The 17412-nt window shown below is 59.0% G+C and carries 10 protein-coding genes; 6 read left to right on the top strand and 4 right to left on the bottom strand.

The features are described from left to right. Window positions 1-7: 7 nt before the first annotated feature. Together dcd and udk are read right to left on the bottom strand one after the other, a co-directional pair. On the bottom strand, window positions 8-589 hold the full coding sequence (gene dcd / locus AABB92_RS02250; RefSeq protein WP_031375323.1) for a dCTP deaminase: 582 nt from the start codon (window positions 587-589) through the stop codon (window positions 8-10). A gap of 83 nt (window positions 590-672) precedes the next feature. Beyond that, window positions 673-1314, bottom strand: coding sequence for a uridine kinase (udk, locus tag AABB92_RS02245; protein ID WP_031375322.1), 642 nt, complete (start codon window positions 1312-1314; stop codon window positions 673-675). A 273-nt stretch (window positions 1315-1587) separates the two neighbouring features. Between udk and AABB92_RS02240 the strand changes: the two genes are divergently transcribed. From AABB92_RS02240 to yegD, 3 genes are all read left to right on the top strand, one after another. Continuing rightward, window positions 1588-2202, top strand: a complete 615-nt coding sequence (locus AABB92_RS02240) for a phosphatase PAP2 family protein (RefSeq protein ID WP_031375321.1) — start codon at window positions 1588-1590, stop codon at window positions 2200-2202. A 155-nt stretch (window positions 2203-2357) separates the two neighbouring features. Further along, window positions 2358-5693, top strand: coding sequence for a diguanylate cyclase (locus AABB92_RS02235; RefSeq protein WP_031375320.1), 3336 nt, complete (start codon window positions 2358-2360; stop codon window positions 5691-5693). Between the two features lie 75 nt (window positions 5694-5768). After that, the gene (yegD, locus tag AABB92_RS02230; RefSeq protein WP_031375319.1) at window positions 5769-7121 is read left to right on the top strand and encodes a molecular chaperone; all 1353 of its coding nucleotides are present in this window, start codon (window positions 5769-5771) and stop codon (window positions 7119-7121) included. Between the two features lie 60 nt (window positions 7122-7181). On the opposite strand, the gene AABB92_RS02225 is transcribed toward yegD, so the two are convergent. Continuing rightward, window positions 7182-8525, bottom strand: coding sequence for a carbohydrate porin (locus tag AABB92_RS02225; RefSeq protein ID WP_031375318.1), 1344 nt, complete (start codon window positions 8523-8525; stop codon window positions 7182-7184). 210 nt (window positions 8526-8735) lie between these two features. Next, the gene (locus AABB92_RS02220; RefSeq protein WP_031375317.1) at window positions 8736-9695 is read right to left on the bottom strand and encodes an aldo/keto reductase; all 960 of its coding nucleotides are present in this window, start codon (window positions 9693-9695) and stop codon (window positions 8736-8738) included. Window positions 9696-9935: 240 nt separating this feature from the next. Here AABB92_RS02220 and AABB92_RS02215 point away from each other — a divergent pair, with 240 nt between their 5' ends. From AABB92_RS02215 to mdtC, 3 genes are read left to right on the top strand one after another with little or no spacing between them, the layout of a single operon-like run. Further along, the gene (locus AABB92_RS02215) at window positions 9936-11171 is read left to right on the top strand and encodes an MdtA/MuxA family multidrug efflux RND transporter periplasmic adaptor subunit (RefSeq protein ID WP_046288211.1); all 1236 of its coding nucleotides are present in this window, start codon (window positions 9936-9938) and stop codon (window positions 11169-11171) included. Beyond that, window positions 11171-14293, top strand: coding sequence for an MdtB/MuxB family multidrug efflux RND transporter permease subunit (locus AABB92_RS02210; RefSeq protein WP_031377171.1), 3123 nt, complete (start codon window positions 11171-11173; stop codon window positions 14291-14293). The genes AABB92_RS02215 and AABB92_RS02210 overlap by 1 nt, the downstream gene beginning before the upstream one ends. After that, window positions 14290-17364 (top strand): multidrug efflux RND transporter permease subunit MdtC, encoded by a 3075-nt coding sequence (mdtC, locus tag AABB92_RS02205; protein ID WP_046288210.1) that lies wholly within the window; start codon window positions 14290-14292, stop codon window positions 17362-17364. The genes AABB92_RS02210 and mdtC overlap by 4 nt, the downstream gene beginning before the upstream one ends. The last annotated feature ends 48 nt before the right edge of the window (window positions 17365-17412 follow it).

The following is a 17412-nucleotide window of genomic DNA, read 5'->3' as shown; positions in this document are numbered from 1 at the left end:
CAGTAAATCAGTCTTTGTCGATACGGCTCGCGTCAGCGCCCTGCTGACCACGGTATTTTGCATCTTCACGTCGGTTATAGGGACGCGCCGCCGGCCCGGAAAGCGGTTCGAAGCTCAGCGCACCGATTAACATGCCAGGACGCAGCGCCAGCGGCAGTTTACCTGAGTTATAGAACTCCAGCACGATGCGCCCCTGCCAGCCGGGATCGATACGGTGCGCGGTGACATGCACCATCAGACCGAGTCGCGCCAGCGAAGAGCGTCCATCCAGCCAGCCAACCAGATCGTCCGGCAGCGTGACCGACTCCAGCGTGACCGCCAGCGCCAGTTCACCGGGATGCAGGAAAAAGGCTTCGCCGTCCGGCAGCACGATTTCATCGCTCATGACCCGGTCCAGCGCCGCGCTCACTTCATGTTTCGGACCACTGAGATCGATATAAGCCGCAGTGTGGCCGCTGAACGTACGGAACTGATTGCCCAGCCGCACATCGACTGTGGCACCATTAATCCGCTCGACGGGCGGGCGTGGCTCAATGGCCAGCTTGCCATTATCCAGCCAGGCTTCAATATCGCGGTCGCATAATCTCATTGCGCTAACTCCATGACGTAAGTGTAGCGAACAGGCGCCATACTGCGTGCCGCCTGTGCGCATCACATCCAGACAGACGTGAATTATTCAAAAAACTGATTGATTTTGGCTTTAAGAATATCAATAGCAATGCGGTTTTTCCCGCCGCGCGGCACAATGATATCGGCGTACTGTTTTGATGGCTCGATGAACTGCAGGAACATCGGACGCACGGTTTTCTGGTACTGGCTCATCACCGAATCCATCGAACGGCCACGCTCATTCACGTCACGCTTCATGCGGCGCATCAGGCAGATGTCGAGCGGGGTATCAACGAAAATCGAGAAATTCAGTTCCTGACGCAGACGCGCATCGGTTAACAGCAGAATGCCTTCAAGGATAATCACCTTTTTCGGCTTCAGGTGCAGGGTTTCTGCGGTGCGGGTATGTTCAACGTAACTGTAGACCGGTAACTCAATATCCTGGCCGGCTTTAACCGCCTGCAAATGCTGCAACAGCAAATCATGATCCATCGCGCTTGGATGGTCATAATTGGTTTTAACCCTCTCTTCCATGGTGAGGTGACTTTGATCTTTGTAATAAGCATCTTCCGGGATAACCCCGATATGCTCGTCACCTACCTGATCACGGATTTCACGATAGAGCGTGCTGGCAATTAAACTTTTACCGGATGCGGAAGCGCCGGCAATGCCTACAATCACGCACTGATGAGACTTGTCAGTCATACTTTTTTAAGACCTGATAACTGGAGCCTGCCACTGGTCACGCATTACGCGTCCAGATGACGGGCCGAAATGGAGAGGGTGTGTTCGCGCTAAGTATAGGGATTTCGGCGTTTTGATGCCAGAGAAATGGCGCGGGTGACTTTTCAGACTTTCTCCTTTGGACGTCACTCATTTCACCGATAAACTAAGCACACACTGTAATATAAATAAAACCGCCTGTGCGGCGCGCTCAACGCGTGTCTGCCGGGTACGATCGATCCCATCAGGAGTTGTATGCTCTGGAAGACTTTGACCTATTTTGGCGACAGCATGCTGTTGATTCCGACAGCGGTGCTTATTGCGCTGATTTTGCCGTGGAAGAGTGATAACCGCCGGACGGTGCTCTATTGGGTGGTCGCCTTTGGCCTCGCCGGACTGCTGGTCAGCCTGTCAAAAATTTTGTTCCTCGGCTTTGGTATTGGCAGCGCACGCTTTAATTTTACCGGCTTCAGCGGCCATAGCGCGATGTCCGCCACCCTGTGGCCGGTGATGCTGTGGCTGATTTCGGGCCGCTGGTCCGCCCTGTGGCGCGGTGCTGCCATTGCCGTCGGCTATATGATCCCGCTGATGGTGGGCTTCTCGCGCCTGGTGATCCACGCCCATTCCAAAAGCGAAGTGGCGACCGGCCTGCTGCTCGGCTTCACCCTGAGCACCGCCTTCCTGATTTCGCAGCGTCGTACCGCGCTCAAAGGGTTCAGCTGGCCGCAGGTTGGCGCCGCGCTGTTAGTGCCGTTTGTCCTGTTAAGTCATGGCCGGGTAGCCACCACCCAGCAGTTCCTCGAACGTTTTTCCGCCAGCCTGGCCGGCCTGGAAAAGCCTTACACCCGCGCTGACCTTTTCCGCCAGTAATCAAAGGCTAACTTTCTCTGCCCGTCAATTCGCCGAATAACGGGCAACTTTGATTTCCCCCCTTTTTTCTTGACTGAATGTGCTAGCATGCTGAAAGAGAATGACTGGTGCATATTTCGCCGTTGCGGAACCCCTGCACCCTGCCGGACGTCTGCATGACCATAGAGATCCCCTACCTGCACAATCGACCGAACAAGCGCTGGATCTCTGCGCTTTTACTCGGCTGCTCGATGTTTGTCCTGACGCTGTTCTGCCTTGAACTGATCGTGGTCAGCGGTAAAATTTCGCCCCTATGGTTTCCGACTGCCGCCATGACGGTGGTGGTTTTCCGCTGCCCGTCACGCCAGCTCCCGCTCTACCTGGCGGCCTGCGTGCTCGGCACCGCCTGCGCCAATGCAATCATCATCGGTCCGGCTCTCTCCAACATCAAATTTGCCCTGCTTAACCTGCTGCAGGCGGGTCTGGGCGGAATACTGCTGCGGGCGTTACTCGATCGCCGAGCACCACTCAGTTCACTGCATGACTGGGCGCGACTGGTGCTGTCAGTGGGGATCGTTACGCCGGTGATCGGCGGGCTGATGGCGCTGTGGGTGCTGCAGGTCAGTGGTCACGCCTCGTTTCCCTTCTTTTATACCTGGGTGATCTCCGAGATTATCGGCATGCTGGTGCTGGGTCCGATGCTGCTGTTGCTGCCGTGGCCGGTGCGCCGTACCCAGCTGCGCGAACTGCGTCTGACTGAATTCTTCCTGACGCTGGCGGTGACGCTGGTGGCCAGCTATCTGGCCCTGCGCTATCTGCCGTGGCCGTTCACCTTTATTGTGGTGATTCTGTTCTGGTGCGCCGTCCGCCTGCCCAAGCTGCAGGCGTTTGTGCTGTTTTTCCTGAACGCCAGCTTTATGTCGATGCTGCTGGCCTTTGGCCTGGTCAGCGTGGTGAACAATAACAGTGCGCTGGGACCGGTCTCCAGCTGGCTGCCGTTCCTGCTGGTGCTGATCCCCAGCCACATCATGTCGCTGGTGATGGATGCGTTTCGCCGTGAGAAGAATCACATCAGCGAGAGCGAAACCCGCTTTCGTCACGCGATGGAATATTCGGCGATTGGCATGGCGCTGGTCTCCCCTCAGGGCGGCTGGCTGCAGGTGAACCATTCGCTCTGCCAGACGCTGGGCTATCCGGAAGAGGAACTGCGGCGGCTGACCTTTCAGCAGATTACCCATCCTGACGACCTCAGCAACGATTTGCAGCAGCTCAGTAAGCTGCTCAGCGGTGAGATCTACACCTACACGCTGGAAAAACGTTACTTCCGCAAAGATGGCGAGATTGTCTGGACCCGGCTGACGGTGTCGCTGGTGCGCGATCCCGCCCATCTGCCGCTCTACCTGATTGCCCAGATCGTCGATATCTCCGAGCTGAAACAGAGCGAGCAGGTCAACCGCCGGCTGATGGAGCGCATCACGCTGGCCAATGAGGCGGGCGGCATCGGCGTATGGGAATGGAACCTGCTGACCGGCGAAATGCTCTGGGACAAGCGGATGTATGCGCTGTTTGGCCTGGCACCGCACGAGTCACCCAGCTACGATTTGTGGATCCACCTGCTGCATGCTGGCGATCGGGAACATGCGGCGCTGACGGTGCAGCAGGCGATTGAACTGCGCAGCGCCTTCCATATGGAATACCGGATTGTTAACGACGACGGCCAGCGCTGGGTGCGTACTCAGGCCAACCGCATCCTGAGTAAAGAGGGACGGATTGAGCGGATGCTGGGGATTTGCCAGGACATCACGCCATTACGCAACCTGAACGAGGCGCTGTTCCAGGAGAAAGAGCGGATGGCAATCACCCTCGACTCAATCGGTGAGGCGGTGATCAGCACCGATGAAGCGATGCGCGTCGCCTTTATGAATCCGGTGGCCGAAAAGATGAGTGGCTGGTCGCAGCAACAGGCGGCTGGCAAACCCCTCAGCGAGCTGCTGCACATCACGCAGGGCCGCAACGGACCAGAGATAGACATTCTGCTGCTGTGTCAGCTACCGCGTGAGAAAATCACCCCGGATCTGGATCAAGATCTGGTGCTGCATACCCCGGATGACGGGCATATCGACATCCATTACAGCATTACCCCGCTGCGCTCTGAGGCCGGACTGGAACAGGGTGCGGTCATGGTCATTCAGGATGTCAGCGAATCGCGCCAACTGATGAAGCGCCTGAGCTACAGCGCGCTACACGATACCCTGACCCGCCTGCCGAACCGCGCCAGCTTCGATCATCAGCTAAAACGGCTGCTGTATGATGCAGCAGAACATCAGCATCACCACGTGCTGGTGTTTATCGATCTCGATAAATTTAAAGCGGTCAACGATAGCGCCGGTCATGCGGCGGGCGATGCGCTGCTGCGGGAACTGTCAGACCTGATGCTGCATCATCTGCGCAGCAGTGATTTCCTGGCACGGCTGGGCGGCGATGAGTTTGCGTTGCTGATGCCCGACTGCCAGGTTGAGCAGGCGTGCGAAGTGATTCAGCGCATTGTCACCACGGTCAATGATTACCGCTTCCAGTGGCTGGGCCGCCTCTATCAGGTCGGGGCCAGCGTCGGCGTCACCCAGATTTCGCCGGACAACTGCCAGAGCAGCGATGTGCTGTCTCAGGCCGATATTGCCTGTTATAACGCCAAACGCAGCGGACGTGGCCGCTATGTGGTTTATGAGCAGCACCGGTTGCCGCTGGCGGGCAATCATCAGGGCCTCGACGCCGCGATGATCGATTCGCTGCAGATAGAGCTGCCGGCCTGGGCTGTCGCCCCGCCGAATACGCCACAGTCAGCCTTTCTCTGGCTGCTGGAAGTGCAGCTGTTAACCCCGGATGGCCTGCTGATTGATGAAACGCTGCTGCGCAATAATCTGCCGGATGAAGGACTGCGGCGTCAGCTGGATAATAAAATCCTTGAGGCCTTCTTCCAGCACGATGTGCAGGGGCTGAATGAAAAAGGCATTGCGGTGGTTCTGCCGCTTAGCGCCCAGGCGTTGCTCGATGCCGATTTTATCCAGCAACTGTGTCGCCGTTTTGTGGCGGCCGGCCTGAGTGACAGCCGCTGTGGCTTCGCCTTCCCGGCTGCCAGCGTGTTAACTCAGGGCGATCGGCTGCACAGCGCACTGCTGCAGCTGCGTCAGAGTGGCTGCCGCATCGTGCTGCAGCACTTTGGCCGTAACCTCGACGCCTTCAATCAGCTCAGCGATGAGTGGGTCGACTGTCTGGTGCTGGCACCTGAACTGGTCTCCAATGTGCATAACAATCTGATGGATGAGATGTTGCTGACTATCATCCAGGGCCAGGCGTCGCAGCGCAACATTGCCCTGCTGGCCGGTCCGGTTTCGGTTCCGGCGGTGCTGACTACCCTCGCCAGCCTGGATGTGGATGGCGTCTGGGGCAGCGCGGTCGCCGAACGTCAGCCGCTGAGCGTACTGGCCGAGGCGCGCTTTTTTGCCATCCGTTAAATCCACCGTTGAGCGCTTGCTACCCTGCTAAAGCTGCGCTAAAGTCGCCCCCTTTTTTCCGGCATGGGGGCAAAAATGTTCATAGGATTCGATTACGGCACGGCTAACTGTTCCATAGCCGTCAGTGAAAATGGCGCGCCGCGTCTGTTAACGCTGGAAAACGGCCAGCGCCTGCTGCCGTCGATGATCTGTGCGCCTACCCGTGAGTCGGTCAGTGAATGGCTCTATCGTCATCATCAGGTGGCGACGCCCGACAGTGAAACCACCGCTCTGCTGCAGCGCGCCCTGCGTTTTAACCGCGAAGAAGATATCGACGTACAGCCCAACAGCGTGCAGTTTGGTCTGACCGCGCTGCAACAGTACATGGTCGATCCGGAAGATGTCTGGTTCGTAAAATCCCCCAAATCCTTTCTCGGTGCCAGCGGCCTGAAACCGCAGCAGATCGCCCTGTTTGAAGACCTGGTCTGCGCCATGATGCTGCACATTCGTCAGCAGGGCGAAAGTCAGCTTGATCAACCGATCGATCAGGCGGTGATTGGTCGTCCGATTAACTTCCAGGGCTTAGGCAGTGAAGAGGCCAACCAGCAGGCACAGGGTATTTTACTGCGTGCCGCGCAGCGGGCCGGCTTCCGCGACGTGGAGTTTCAGTTTGAGCCGGTAGCGGCCGGTCTGGATTTTGAAGCCACCCTCCAACAGGAGAGCCGGGTGCTGGTGGTTGATATCGGCGGCGGGACCACCGACTGTTCGATGTTACTGATGGGACCGACGTGGCGCGACAAAGCCGATCGCCGCGAAAGCCTGCTGGGCCACAGTGGCTGCCGCGTCGGCGGTAACGATCTCGACATTATGCTGGCGTTCAAAACGCTGATGCCGCTGCTCGGTCTCGGCGGTAATACCCAGAAAGGCATCGCCCTGCCCGCCCTGCCGTGGTGGAATGCGGTTGCGATCAACGATGTTCCGGCACAAAGCGAATTTTACAGCGCCGCCTGCGGTAAGTTACTGCGCGATTTAGTCCGTGACGCGGAACAGAGTGAGGTGGTCGCGCGCCTGCTGAAAGTGTGGCAGCAGAAGCTGGGTTATCGTCTGGTGCGGGCTGCCGAAGAGAGCAAAATCGCGCTGTCAGATCGCGCGGAACATGCGGCGTCGCTCGACTTTATTGCCGGATCGCTGCAGGCCGATCTCAGCGTCAACCTGCTGCAGGAGGCGATCAATCAGCCGCTGGAGAAAATCCTTGAGCAGGTCCAGCTGGCGCTGGCCACCAGCCAGATCAAACCTGACGTGGTCTACCTGACCGGCGGCAGTGCCCGCTCGCCGCTGCTGCGTGCGGCATTGCAACAGGCGCTGCCTGACACGCCGATTGCCGGCGGCGATGATTTCGCCTCGGTGACCGCAGGCTTAGCCCGCTGGGCAGAAGTGATGTTCCGCTAAGCGTGATCGCGCAGCAAAAAAAACGGCGCCCAACGGCGCCGTTACTGTTTTGACTGCGGATCAGAACGCGATATTGGCGCTGATGCCGCCGATAAACGCATCTTTCACTTCGCTGACCGCGCCAGGCGCCACCACATATTGCAGATTCGGGCGCAGCGACATCCAGTTGGTCACTTTGGCGTTGTAATAGACCTCGTAGTTATACTCCGAGCCGTCCTGAATCGGCAGATAGGTCGGGCTGTCAAAACTGCTCTCGCCGTTGGCCTGATTCTGCTGACGCAGCGAGCGGGTGTAGTCGCTATTAACATGAATACGCGCCGCGCCTACGCCAATTTCATCATCAGGACGCGCATCAAACGGCCCTTTCCAGGTAAAGGCGATCGACTGGTAGTTGTCGGTTTTTGAGGTTTTGTGATCGTTCATCACCGCCTGAACCCGCACGCCCAGACCGCGATTCACATCGCCATCCTGCGCCGTCAGCTGTTGCTGCAACAGCAGGTAGCCGCCATAGGCGTGATCCTGATCCTGATACGCGCCGTTGCGCCAGCTGCCATAGACATCGCCATTGGCTGAAGAGTAGTAATAGCCGATGCGGTAGTTACCCGGCAGCTTTTGCGCGCCCAGCGTCGGTTTCCAGCCCAGTTCGACCGGCACCAGATTGCCTTCAGAATTGCTGGTATCCAGACGGAAGCCGTCGCCGCGATCGTAGTTAGCCCGGTTCTGGTTATAGAATCCCACCTGGAAGAAAACTTCCGGGGTGATATTCAGTTTGATCCGGCCGCCCCACTGGGATACCGGCCAGTTAAACCAGCGGTCACCACGCCAGTTACCCGCCTGACCGCTGCCCAGCGCCAGGTTCTGGAACAGGTTGCCGTCGAAGTTATCAAAGTCCTCACCAACCGTCACCCGGCCAGCTTTCAGGTCGACCACATCGTTAAACAGCCCTTTGCGCAACCAGAACTGGGTCAGACGCCAGGTCTGGCCACGACCATACACTTCCTGCACCGAAGAGAGCATGCCGGTGCGCTTGTCCGCCACCTGTTCGGACAGGTTTTGTCCGTCACGGTTGGTGATAGTCATCTGGAATTCCGCATCCTGCCAGTCCAGCAGTTTTTCCAGATCGAAATTGGTGCCGAAGCTCCACTGATCGCTGTAACGCATGGTGGTGTTGGTATCGGCCCCGCCGCCTAAGTTGGCCGCGCTTTCCATGGTGTAATTTACGTCAAATTTAATGCCGTCGTTCTGCAACTGCGTTCGGTAACCACCCCAGTCACCAAACATCCACTCTGAATCAGCGCTCAGCGCGTCAGCGGCCATCGCATGACCGGTTAACATCGCCAGGATCAGGGTGCCGGTTGCCACACGGCGCAGCGGAAAACGCTGCTCTGCTTGTTTATTTTTCATCATGCTTATTCTTATGTGAGTTACGGGGGAATGACCCGCAGAGAATAGTGCTGAGAAAAGTTCAATTTTTGTAAATACGTGCGCACGAATAGTCAACTAACCAGTTTATTCGCGCAAATGTGAGCTGGATCTCAGTGTGGTTACTCTTGCAGCAGCGGAGGCGAAGCGTGAATGGATGGGGGCGAAACGGGGCGCAGCGGCCCCGTTCTGTTAGCGGCTGGCGTCGGCCAGCTGTTCAATCTGTTCCGGCGTCAGCGTCAGCCGGGTTGCCCCGACCAGATCGTCGAGCTGGGCCAGCGAGGTGGCACTGACAATCGGCGCGGTGATGCTGGGACGGGCAATCTGCCACGCCAGCGCCACCTGCGTCGGTGAAACCTGATGCGCTTCAGCGATTGCATCCAGCGCTGCCAGGATCTTCAGGCCGCGCGGGTTGAGGTATTTTTCCACCACACCCTGCCCGCGCTGACTTTTGCTGGCATCGGCCGGCTGGCGGTATTTACCACTCAGGAAACCGCTGGCCAGTGAGTAGTAGTTAATCACCCCTAACCCGTGGTGGCTGACCACCGGCTCCAGCTCTGATTCGTAGGGCTGGCGATCGTAGAGATTGTATTCTGGCTGCAGGGTTTCATATCGCGCCAGCCCTTCCGCTTCGCTGATTTCCAGTGCCTGCTGCAGGCGAGCCGCACTGTAGTTGGAGGCACCAATTGCCCGCACTTTGCCCTCTTTAATCAGGCCATCAAAGGCGCTCAGCGTCTCGGCCAGCGGCGTGTCCTGATCGTCACGGTGCGCCTGATAGAGATCGATATAATCGGTTTGCAGCCGACGCAGTGAGTCTTCCACCGCCTGGCGGATATACTGCGGTTTCAGTCCGGTTTTCTCCGGCGAAAGCTCCATCCCAACCTTGGTGGCCAGAACGATACTGTCGCGTTTGCCGCTTTTCTTCAGCCATTCGCCGATAATGGTTTCTGATTCACCGCCTTTATTTCCCGGTGCCCAGCGTGAATAAACATCGGCGGTATCAATAAACCACAGCCCTTTTTCCACCAGCGCGTCCAGCAGCGAAAACGAGCCAGGCCGATCCACGGTCCAGCCAAACACGTTGCCGCCAAACGTCAGTACCGGCACCGAAATGCCGCTGTCGCCTAACTGTCGGGTTTTATTCTGACTCATCATCTGCTCCTTAGTGGTGTATCGAAACGGTCTGTCACTGAGCATAGCAAAGCGAAACGGTTTCTTTATGACGATTGTGGTGTGATTAATGCCAGAAAAGGCATACTTACCCGGCCCTGACAGATATCCTTATTTCCTTCAACTTTTGCCCGTCAGAGGCGACTACAATCTGACGTTTGCAGGCTACCCGTTTGATGCCTGCGCCTGGGACTACATCACTGCTGGAGAGCAAGCAAAATAATGAGCACCCAACATCCTGTTATGAAAAAGAGCCTGATTGTGCTGGTGGTGATTGCCGCGGCCGTCGGCGGATATTACTGGTGGCAGCACGCTGCTGAGCCGCAGACCGACCAGCAGAGTGGCGCACGCACGCCGCGCGGCAAAGGCGGCGCTGACGGCGCCCGTCGTCCTCTCGCCCCGGTTCAGGCCGCCAGCGCCACCAGCCAGAGCGTCCCGCAGTACCTGAGCGGATTAGGCACCGTCACCGCCGCCAATACCGCGACGGTGCGCAGCCGGGTTAACGGCGATCTGGTGGCGATACACTTTACCGAAGGCCAGCAGGTTAAGGCCGGCGATTTGCTGGCAGAAGTCGATCCGCGTCCGTATCAGGTGGCGTTAACTCAGGCCCAGGGCCAGCTGGCAAAAGATCAGGCCACGCTGGCGAACGCCCGCCGCGACCTGGCGCGCTTCGAAAAGCTGGCGAAAAGTTCGCTGGTGTCACAGCAGGAGCTGGATACGCAGCGCTCGCTGGTCAGCGAAACCCTCGGCACCCTGAAAGCGGACCAGGGCAGCGTCGCCAGCGCCCAGCTTAATCTGACCTACAGCCGGATTACTGCGCCGATCGACGGCCGGGTCGGTCTGAAGCAGGTGGACGTCGGCAACTACGTTACCAGCGGCGACACCACCGGCATTGTGGTGATCACCCAGACCCAGCCGATTGACGTGGTGTTCACCCTCGCCGAAAACAACATCAGCCAGATTCTGAAGGCGCAGAAAAGCGGTGAGCCGCTGCCGGTCGAAGCCTGGGATCGCAGCAATCAGGCGCTGATTGCCAGCGGTAAACTGCTGAGCCTCGATAACCAGATTGATGTCACCACCGGCACCATTAAGATCAAAGCGCGCTTCGATAATCAGGACGGTGCGCTGTTCCCCAATCAGTTCGTTAACGTCCGGCTGAAGGTCAATACCCTGCAGGATGCGATTGTTATTCCGGCCGCCGCGCTGCAGATGGGCAATGAAGGCCACTTCGTCTGGGTGGTCAACAGCGATAATAAAGTCAGCAAGAAAAGCGTGATTGCCGGCCTGCAGGATAGCCAGAAAGTGGTGATCAGCGCCGGGCTGGAAGCGGGCGAACGGGTGGTGACCGATGGTCTGGATCGCCTGACCGAAGGCGCGAAAGTTGAGATTGTCGCGGCGCAAAGTACCGCACCGCGCAGTAGCCGTGCGGCGCTGCCGTCGAAGGGAGAGCGTGAGTAATGCAGGTAATGCCTCCCGATCACAGCGGTGGACCGTCGCGCCAGTTTATTCTGCGTCCGGTAGCCACCACGCTGTTGATGATTGCCATTCTGCTGGCAGGCGTGCTGGGCTATCGCTTCCTGCCGGTTTCGGCGCTGCCGGAAGTTGATTATCCGACCATTCAGGTGGTTACCCTCTATCCGGGTGCCAGTCCGGACGTGGTCACCTCATCCATTACCGCGCCGCTGGAGCGTCAGTTCGGCCAGATGTCGGGCCTGAAGCAGATGGCGTCGCAGAGTTCGGGCGGCGCATCGGTGGTGACGCTGCAGTTCCAGCTCAGCCTGCCGCTCGACGTGGCGGAACAGGAAGTGCAGGCGGCGATTAACTCCGCCACCAACCTGCTGCCCAACGATCTGCCCAATCCGCCGGTCTACAGCAAAGTGAACCCGGCCGATCCGCCGATCATGACGCTGGCCGTTACCACCCGCAGCATGCCGCTGACCCAGGTTCAGGACATGGTGGAAACCCGGGTGGCGCAGAAAATTTCTCAGGTCAGCGGCGTCGGGCTGGTGACCTTGTCCGGCGGTCAGCGTCCGGCGGTGCGGGTCAAAATGAATGCCCAGGCGCTGGCGGCGCTTGGCCTGACCAGCGAGACGGTGCGTACCGCCATCAGCGACGCCAACGTCAATTCGGCTAAAGGCAGCCTGGATGGGCCGACGCGCTCGATTACCCTGTCGGCCAACGACCAGATGAAATCGGCGGAAGATTACCGTCAGCTGATCATCAGCTACAACAACGGTGCGCCAGTGCGGTTGGGTGACGTCGCCACCATTGAGCAAGGCGCAGAGAACAGCTGGCTGGGTGCCTGGGCCAACCGCGACGCCGCGATTGTGCTCAACGTGCAGCGTCAGCCGGGTGCCAACATCATTGCTACCGCCGATAATATCCGCGCCATGCTGCCCGCGCTGACGGCGGCGTTGCCAAAATCGGTCGAGGTCAAACTGCTGACCGACCGCACCACCAATATCCGCGCCTCGGTCAGCGATACCCAGTATGAGCTGATACTGGCGATGGCGCTGGTGGTGATGATCATCTACCTGTTCCTGCGCAATGTGCCCGCCACGCTGATCCCGGCGGTTGCGGTGCCGCTGTCGCTGATCGGCACCTTTGCGGCGATGTATTTTCTCGGCTTTTCGATCAACAACCTGACCTTAATGGCGCTGACCATTGCCACCGGGTTTGTGGTCGATGACGCGATTGTGGTGATTGAGAACATCTCCCGCTACATCGAAAAAGGGGAAAAACCGTTAACCGCGGCGCTGAAAGGCGCAGGCGAAATCGGTTTTACCATCATCTCGCTGACCTTCTCACTGATTGCAGTGCTGATCCCGCTGCTGTTTATGGGCGATGTCATTGGCCGCCTGTTCCGCGAGTTTGCGGTGACGCTGGCGGTGGCGATTCTGATCTCGGCAGTGGTCTCGCTGACCCTGACGCCGATGATGTGCGCCCGGATGCTGAGCGCCGGGTCGCTGCGTAAGCAGAACCGTTTCTCACGCGCCAGCGAAGCGATGTTTGAGCGCATCATTGCCGTCTACGGTCGCGGGTTACGCCGGGTGCTTAATCATCGGTGGCTGACCTTATCGGTCGCGCTCGGTACCCTGGTGCTGACCGTCCTGCTGTGGATGATGATCCCGAAAGGCTTTTTCCCGCAGCAGGACAACAGCATTATTCAGGGCACGCTGCAGGCGCCGCAGTCCGTCTCCTACGCCAGCATGGCCGAACGCACCCGCGATGTGGCTTCAATCATCATGAAAGATCCGGCGGTGCAGAGCATGACCTCGTTTGTCGGGGTGGACGGCACTAATGCCGCGCTGAACAGCGCTCGGCTGCAAATCAACCTCAAGCCGCTCGACCAGCGTGAAGATCGGATCCCGGTGATTCAGCAACGGCTGCAACAGCAGGTGAGCCAGATTCCGGGCGTGCAGCTGTGGTTGCAGGCGGTACAGGATCTCACCATTGATACCCAGGCGAGCCGCACGCCCTATCAGTTTACGCTGCAATCGGGTTCGCTGGCTTCACTCACCACCTGGGTGCCGGCGCTGCTGGCCGAGCTGAATACCCTGCCGCAACTGCGGGATGTCAGCAGCGACTGGCAGGATCAGGGACTGGAAGCCTATATCAATGTCGATCGTGCCAGCGCCAGCCGGCTGGGTATCAGTATGGCGGACGTGGATAACGCGCTGTATAACGCCTTTGGTCAGCGCCTGATCTCTACCATTTATACCCAGGCTAATCAGTATCGTGTGGTGCTGGAGCAGGACAACCGCGCCACGCCGGGCCTGCAAAGCCTGGAGAGCATTCGTCTGGCCAGCAGCGACGGCGGCAGCGTGCCGCTGAGCACCTTTGCCCGTATTGAACAGCGTCATACGCCGCTCAGTATCAACCATCTCGATCAGTTCCCGTCGGCGACCTTCTCGTTCAACGTGGCTGACGGCTATTCGCTGGAAGATGCGGTCAAAGCGGTATCGCAGGCAGAAGCGCAGCTCGGTATGCCCGCCGAAATGATGACCCAGTTCCAGGGCAGCACGCTGGCGTTTGAAGCGGCGCTGAGCAGCACCGTCTGGCTGATTGTGGCGGCGATTGTAGCGATGTATATCGTGCTCGGGGTGCTGTATGAGAGCTTTATCCATCCAATCACCATACTGTCGACGCTGCCAACCGCGGGCGTCGGGGCGCTGCTGGCGCTGATGCTCAGCGGCAACGAGCTGGATATTGTGGCGATCATCGGCATCATTCTGCTGATCGGTATCGTGAAAAAGAACGCCATCATGATGATCGACTTCGCGCTGGCGGCTGAGCGTGAACAGGGGATGCAGCCTTACGATGCTATCTATCAGGCCTGCCTGTTGCGTTTCCGGCCGATTCTGATGACCACGCTGGCGGCGCTGCTCGGCGCATTACCGCTGATGCTCAGCACCGGGGTCGGCGCGGAACTGCGTCACCCGCTGGGGATTGCGATGGTCGGCGGTCTGATTGTCAGTCAGGTGCTGACGCTGTTCACCACGCCGGTGATCTACCTGCTGTTTGATCAGCTGGCGCACGCCACCCGCCGTCGCCTCGGCCGCACGGAGGCCGCAGAGTGAAGTTTTTTGCCCTGTTTATTCATCGGCCGGTCGCCACAACCCTGCTGACGCTGGCAATTGCGCTGGCCGGCATCCTCGGTTTTCGCCTGCTGCCGGTGGCACCGCTGCCGCAGGTCGATTTTCCGGTGATCGTGATTTCGGCCTCGCTGCCGGGTGCCGCGCCGGAGATTATGGCGTCGTCGGTCGCCACGCCACTCGAGCGCTCGCTGGGCCGCATCGCCGGCGTCAGTGAAATGACCTCAACCAGTTCACTCGGCAGCACCCGCATCATTCTGGTGTTTGATTTTGATCGTGACATCAACGGAGCCGCGCGCGATGTTCAGGCCGCGATTAACGCGGCGCAAAGCCTGCTGCCTACCGGGATGCCGTCGCGCCCGACGTATCGCAAAGTGAACCCTTCAGATGCGCCGATTATGATCATGACGCTGACCTCGGACAGCTACAATCCGGGTCAGCTGTATGACTACGCCTCAACGCAGCTGGCGCAGAAACTGTCGCAAATCGAGGGCGTCGGCGACGTCACCGTAGGCGGCAGCTCGCTGCCTGCGGTCCGCGTGGCACTGAATCCACAGGCGCTGTTTAATCAGGGCGTGTCGCTGGATGCGGTGCGCACCGCCATTTCCAACGCCAATCAGCGACGGCCGCAGGGCGCACTGGATGATTCGCAGCAGCGCTGGCAGTTGCGTACCAATGATGCGCTACAGACCGCCACTGAGTATCAGCCGCTGATAGTGCATTACAACAACGGCGCGGCGGTCAGGCTGTCGGACGTGGCGACAGTCGAAGACTCGGTTCAGGACGTGCGTAATGCCGGGATGTCACGCGGTAAACCGGCGGTGCTGCTGCTGATCCGCAAAACGCCTGAAGCTAACGTCATCGATACGGTGGACCGCATCCGCGCCGAAATGCCGCTGCTGCATGAGGTGATCCCGGCCGCCATCGACCTGCAGATCGCTCAGGATCGCTCACCCACCATTCGTGCCTCGCTGCATGAAGTGGAGCAATCGCTGGTGATCGCCGTGGCGCTGGTGATTCTGGTGGTGTTTGTTTTCCTGCGCTCGGGTCGCGCCACGCTGATCCCGGCGGTGGCGGTGCCGGTTTCACTGATTGGCACCTTCGCCGCGATGTACCTGTGCGGCTTTAGTCTCAACAACCTGTCGCTAATGGCGCTGACCATCGCCACCGGCTTTGTGGTCGATGATGCGATTGTGGTGCTGGAGAACATCGCCCGCCACGTCGAGGCGGGCATGAAGCCGTTGCTCGCAGCGCTGAAAGGGGTACGTGAAGTCGGCTTTACCGTACTGTCGATGAGTCTGTCACTGATCGCGGTCTTCCTGCCGCTGCTGATGATCGGCGGGCTGATTGGCCGCTTCTTCTCCGAGTTTGCCATCACCCTGTCGGTGGCGATTGTGATCTCGCTGTTTATCTCAGTAACCCTGACGCCGATGATGTGTGCATATCTGCTGAAACCGTCGGCACCCGGCAGCCAGCCCCGTCGGCATGGATCGGGCCGGCTGCTGCTGGCGATTCAGCAGGGCTATGGCCGCTCGCTCAATGTGGTGCTGAACCATGCCCGCTGGGTGCTGCTGCTGTTTTTCGCCACCATCGCCCTCACCGTCTGGCTGTTTATCAGCATCCCGAAAACCTTTATGCCGGAGCAGGACACCGGCCGGCTCTCCGGTTTTATCTCGGCCGACCAGAGCATTTCGTTCCAGGCGATGCGCAGTAAGCTGCAGGATTTTATGGAGATCGTCGGTGCCGATCCGGCGGTAGAGAGCGTGGTCGGCTTTACCGGTGGGATGCGCACCAACAGCGGCTCGATGTTTATCTCGCTGAAACCGCTGTCAGAGCGCAAAGAGAACGCGCAGGCGGTCATCGCCCGGCTGCGGGTTAAACTGGCAAAAGAGCCGGGTGCTAACCTCTACCTGAATGCGGTGCAGGATCTGCGGGTCGGCGGCCGTGAATCGAATGCCGGTTATCAGTACTCGCTGCTGTCGGACAATCTCGACGACCTGCGCAGCTGGGAGCCGAAAATCCGTCAGGCGTTCGCCGCCCTGCCGCAGCTGGCGGACGTCAACTCCGATCAGCAGGATAAAGGCAGCGAAATGGCCCTGACCTACGATCGTGAAAGTATGGCGCGACTGGGTATTAACGTCGCTGAAGCGAATGCCTTGCTGAATAACGCCTTTGGTCAGCGCCAGATCTCTACTATTTATCAGCCGCTTAACCAGTACAAGGTGGTGATGGAGGTCGATCCACGCTATACCCAGGATATCAGCGCCCTGTCGCAGATGTTTGTTATCAACAGCGAAGGCAAAGCAATTCCACTGTCGTGGTTTGCGCACTGGCAGCCCGCCAACGCCCCGCTGTCGGTCAATCATGAAGGGCTTTCTGCCGCCTCGACCATCTCGTTTAACCTGCCGGAAGGCGTGTCGCTGTCGCAGGCATCCGAGGCAATTGAGCGCACCATGACCTCGCTCGGGGTGCCTTCCAGCGTACGCGGCAGTTTTGCCGGTACAGCGCAGGTATTCCAGCAGTCGCAGAGCAGCCAGCTGTGGCTGATGCTGGCGGCCATTGGCGCGGTCTATATCGTGCTGGGGATGCTGTATGAGAGCTATGTCCATCCGCTCACCATTCTGTCGACGCTGCCGTCGGCCGGGGTTGGCGCACTGCTGGCGCTGGAATTGTTCGATACGCCGTTCAGCCTGATTGCGCTGATCGGAATTCTGCTGCTGATCGGCATCGTGAAAAAGAACGCTATCATGATGGTAGATTTTGCCCTTGAGGCACAACGCAACGGCCAGCTCAGCGCGCGCGAGGCGATTTTTCAGGCCTGCCTGCTGCGCTTCCGGCCGATTCTGATGACCACGCTGGCGGCGCTGTTTGGCGCGCTGCCGCTGGTGCTGACCAGCGGTGACGGCGCGGAACTGCGACAGCCGCTCGGCATTACCATCGCCGGCGGCCTGGTGATGAGCCAGTTGCTGACGCTCTACACCACGCCGGTGGTCTACCTGATGATGGATAAACTACGGCGTAAAAAGCGTCCGCTGGCGCTGGCGCAACAGCAATAACGGGGTGTGCGACGCCGCAGCGTCGCGCGAGGTGAAGAACGAAGCGAC

The organism is Pantoea brenneri (assembly GCF_038594305.1).
Taxonomy (GTDB): domain Bacteria; phylum Pseudomonadota; class Gammaproteobacteria; order Enterobacterales; family Enterobacteriaceae; genus Pantoea; species Pantoea brenneri.
This window is presented reverse-complemented; position numbering and strand designations above follow the sequence as displayed.

Coding starts and splice junctions, on each gene's coding strand:
- dcd (WP_031375323.1), bottom strand. CDS start 589: ATGAGATTATGCGACCGCGATATTGAAGCCTGGCTGGATAATGGCAAG.
- udk (WP_031375322.1), bottom strand. CDS start 1,314: ATGACTGACAAGTCTCATCAGTGCGTGATTGTAGGCATTGCCGGCGCT.
- AABB92_RS02240 (WP_031375321.1), top strand. CDS start 1,588: ATGCTCTGGAAGACTTTGACCTATTTTGGCGACAGCATGCTGTTGATT.
- AABB92_RS02235 (WP_031375320.1), top strand. CDS start 2,358: ATGACCATAGAGATCCCCTACCTGCACAATCGACCGAACAAGCGCTGG.
- yegD (WP_031375319.1), top strand. CDS start 5,769: ATGTTCATAGGATTCGATTACGGCACGGCTAACTGTTCCATAGCCGTC.
- AABB92_RS02225 (WP_031375318.1), bottom strand. CDS start 8,525: ATGAAAAATAAACAAGCAGAGCAGCGTTTTCCGCTGCGCCGTGTGGCA.
- AABB92_RS02220 (WP_031375317.1), bottom strand. CDS start 9,695: ATGAGTCAGAATAAAACCCGACAGTTAGGCGACAGCGGCATTTCGGTG.
- AABB92_RS02215 (WP_046288211.1), top strand. CDS start 9,936: ATGAGCACCCAACATCCTGTTATGAAAAAGAGCCTGATTGTGCTGGTG.
- AABB92_RS02210 (WP_031377171.1), top strand. CDS start 11,171: ATGCAGGTAATGCCTCCCGATCACAGCGGTGGACCGTCGCGCCAGTTT.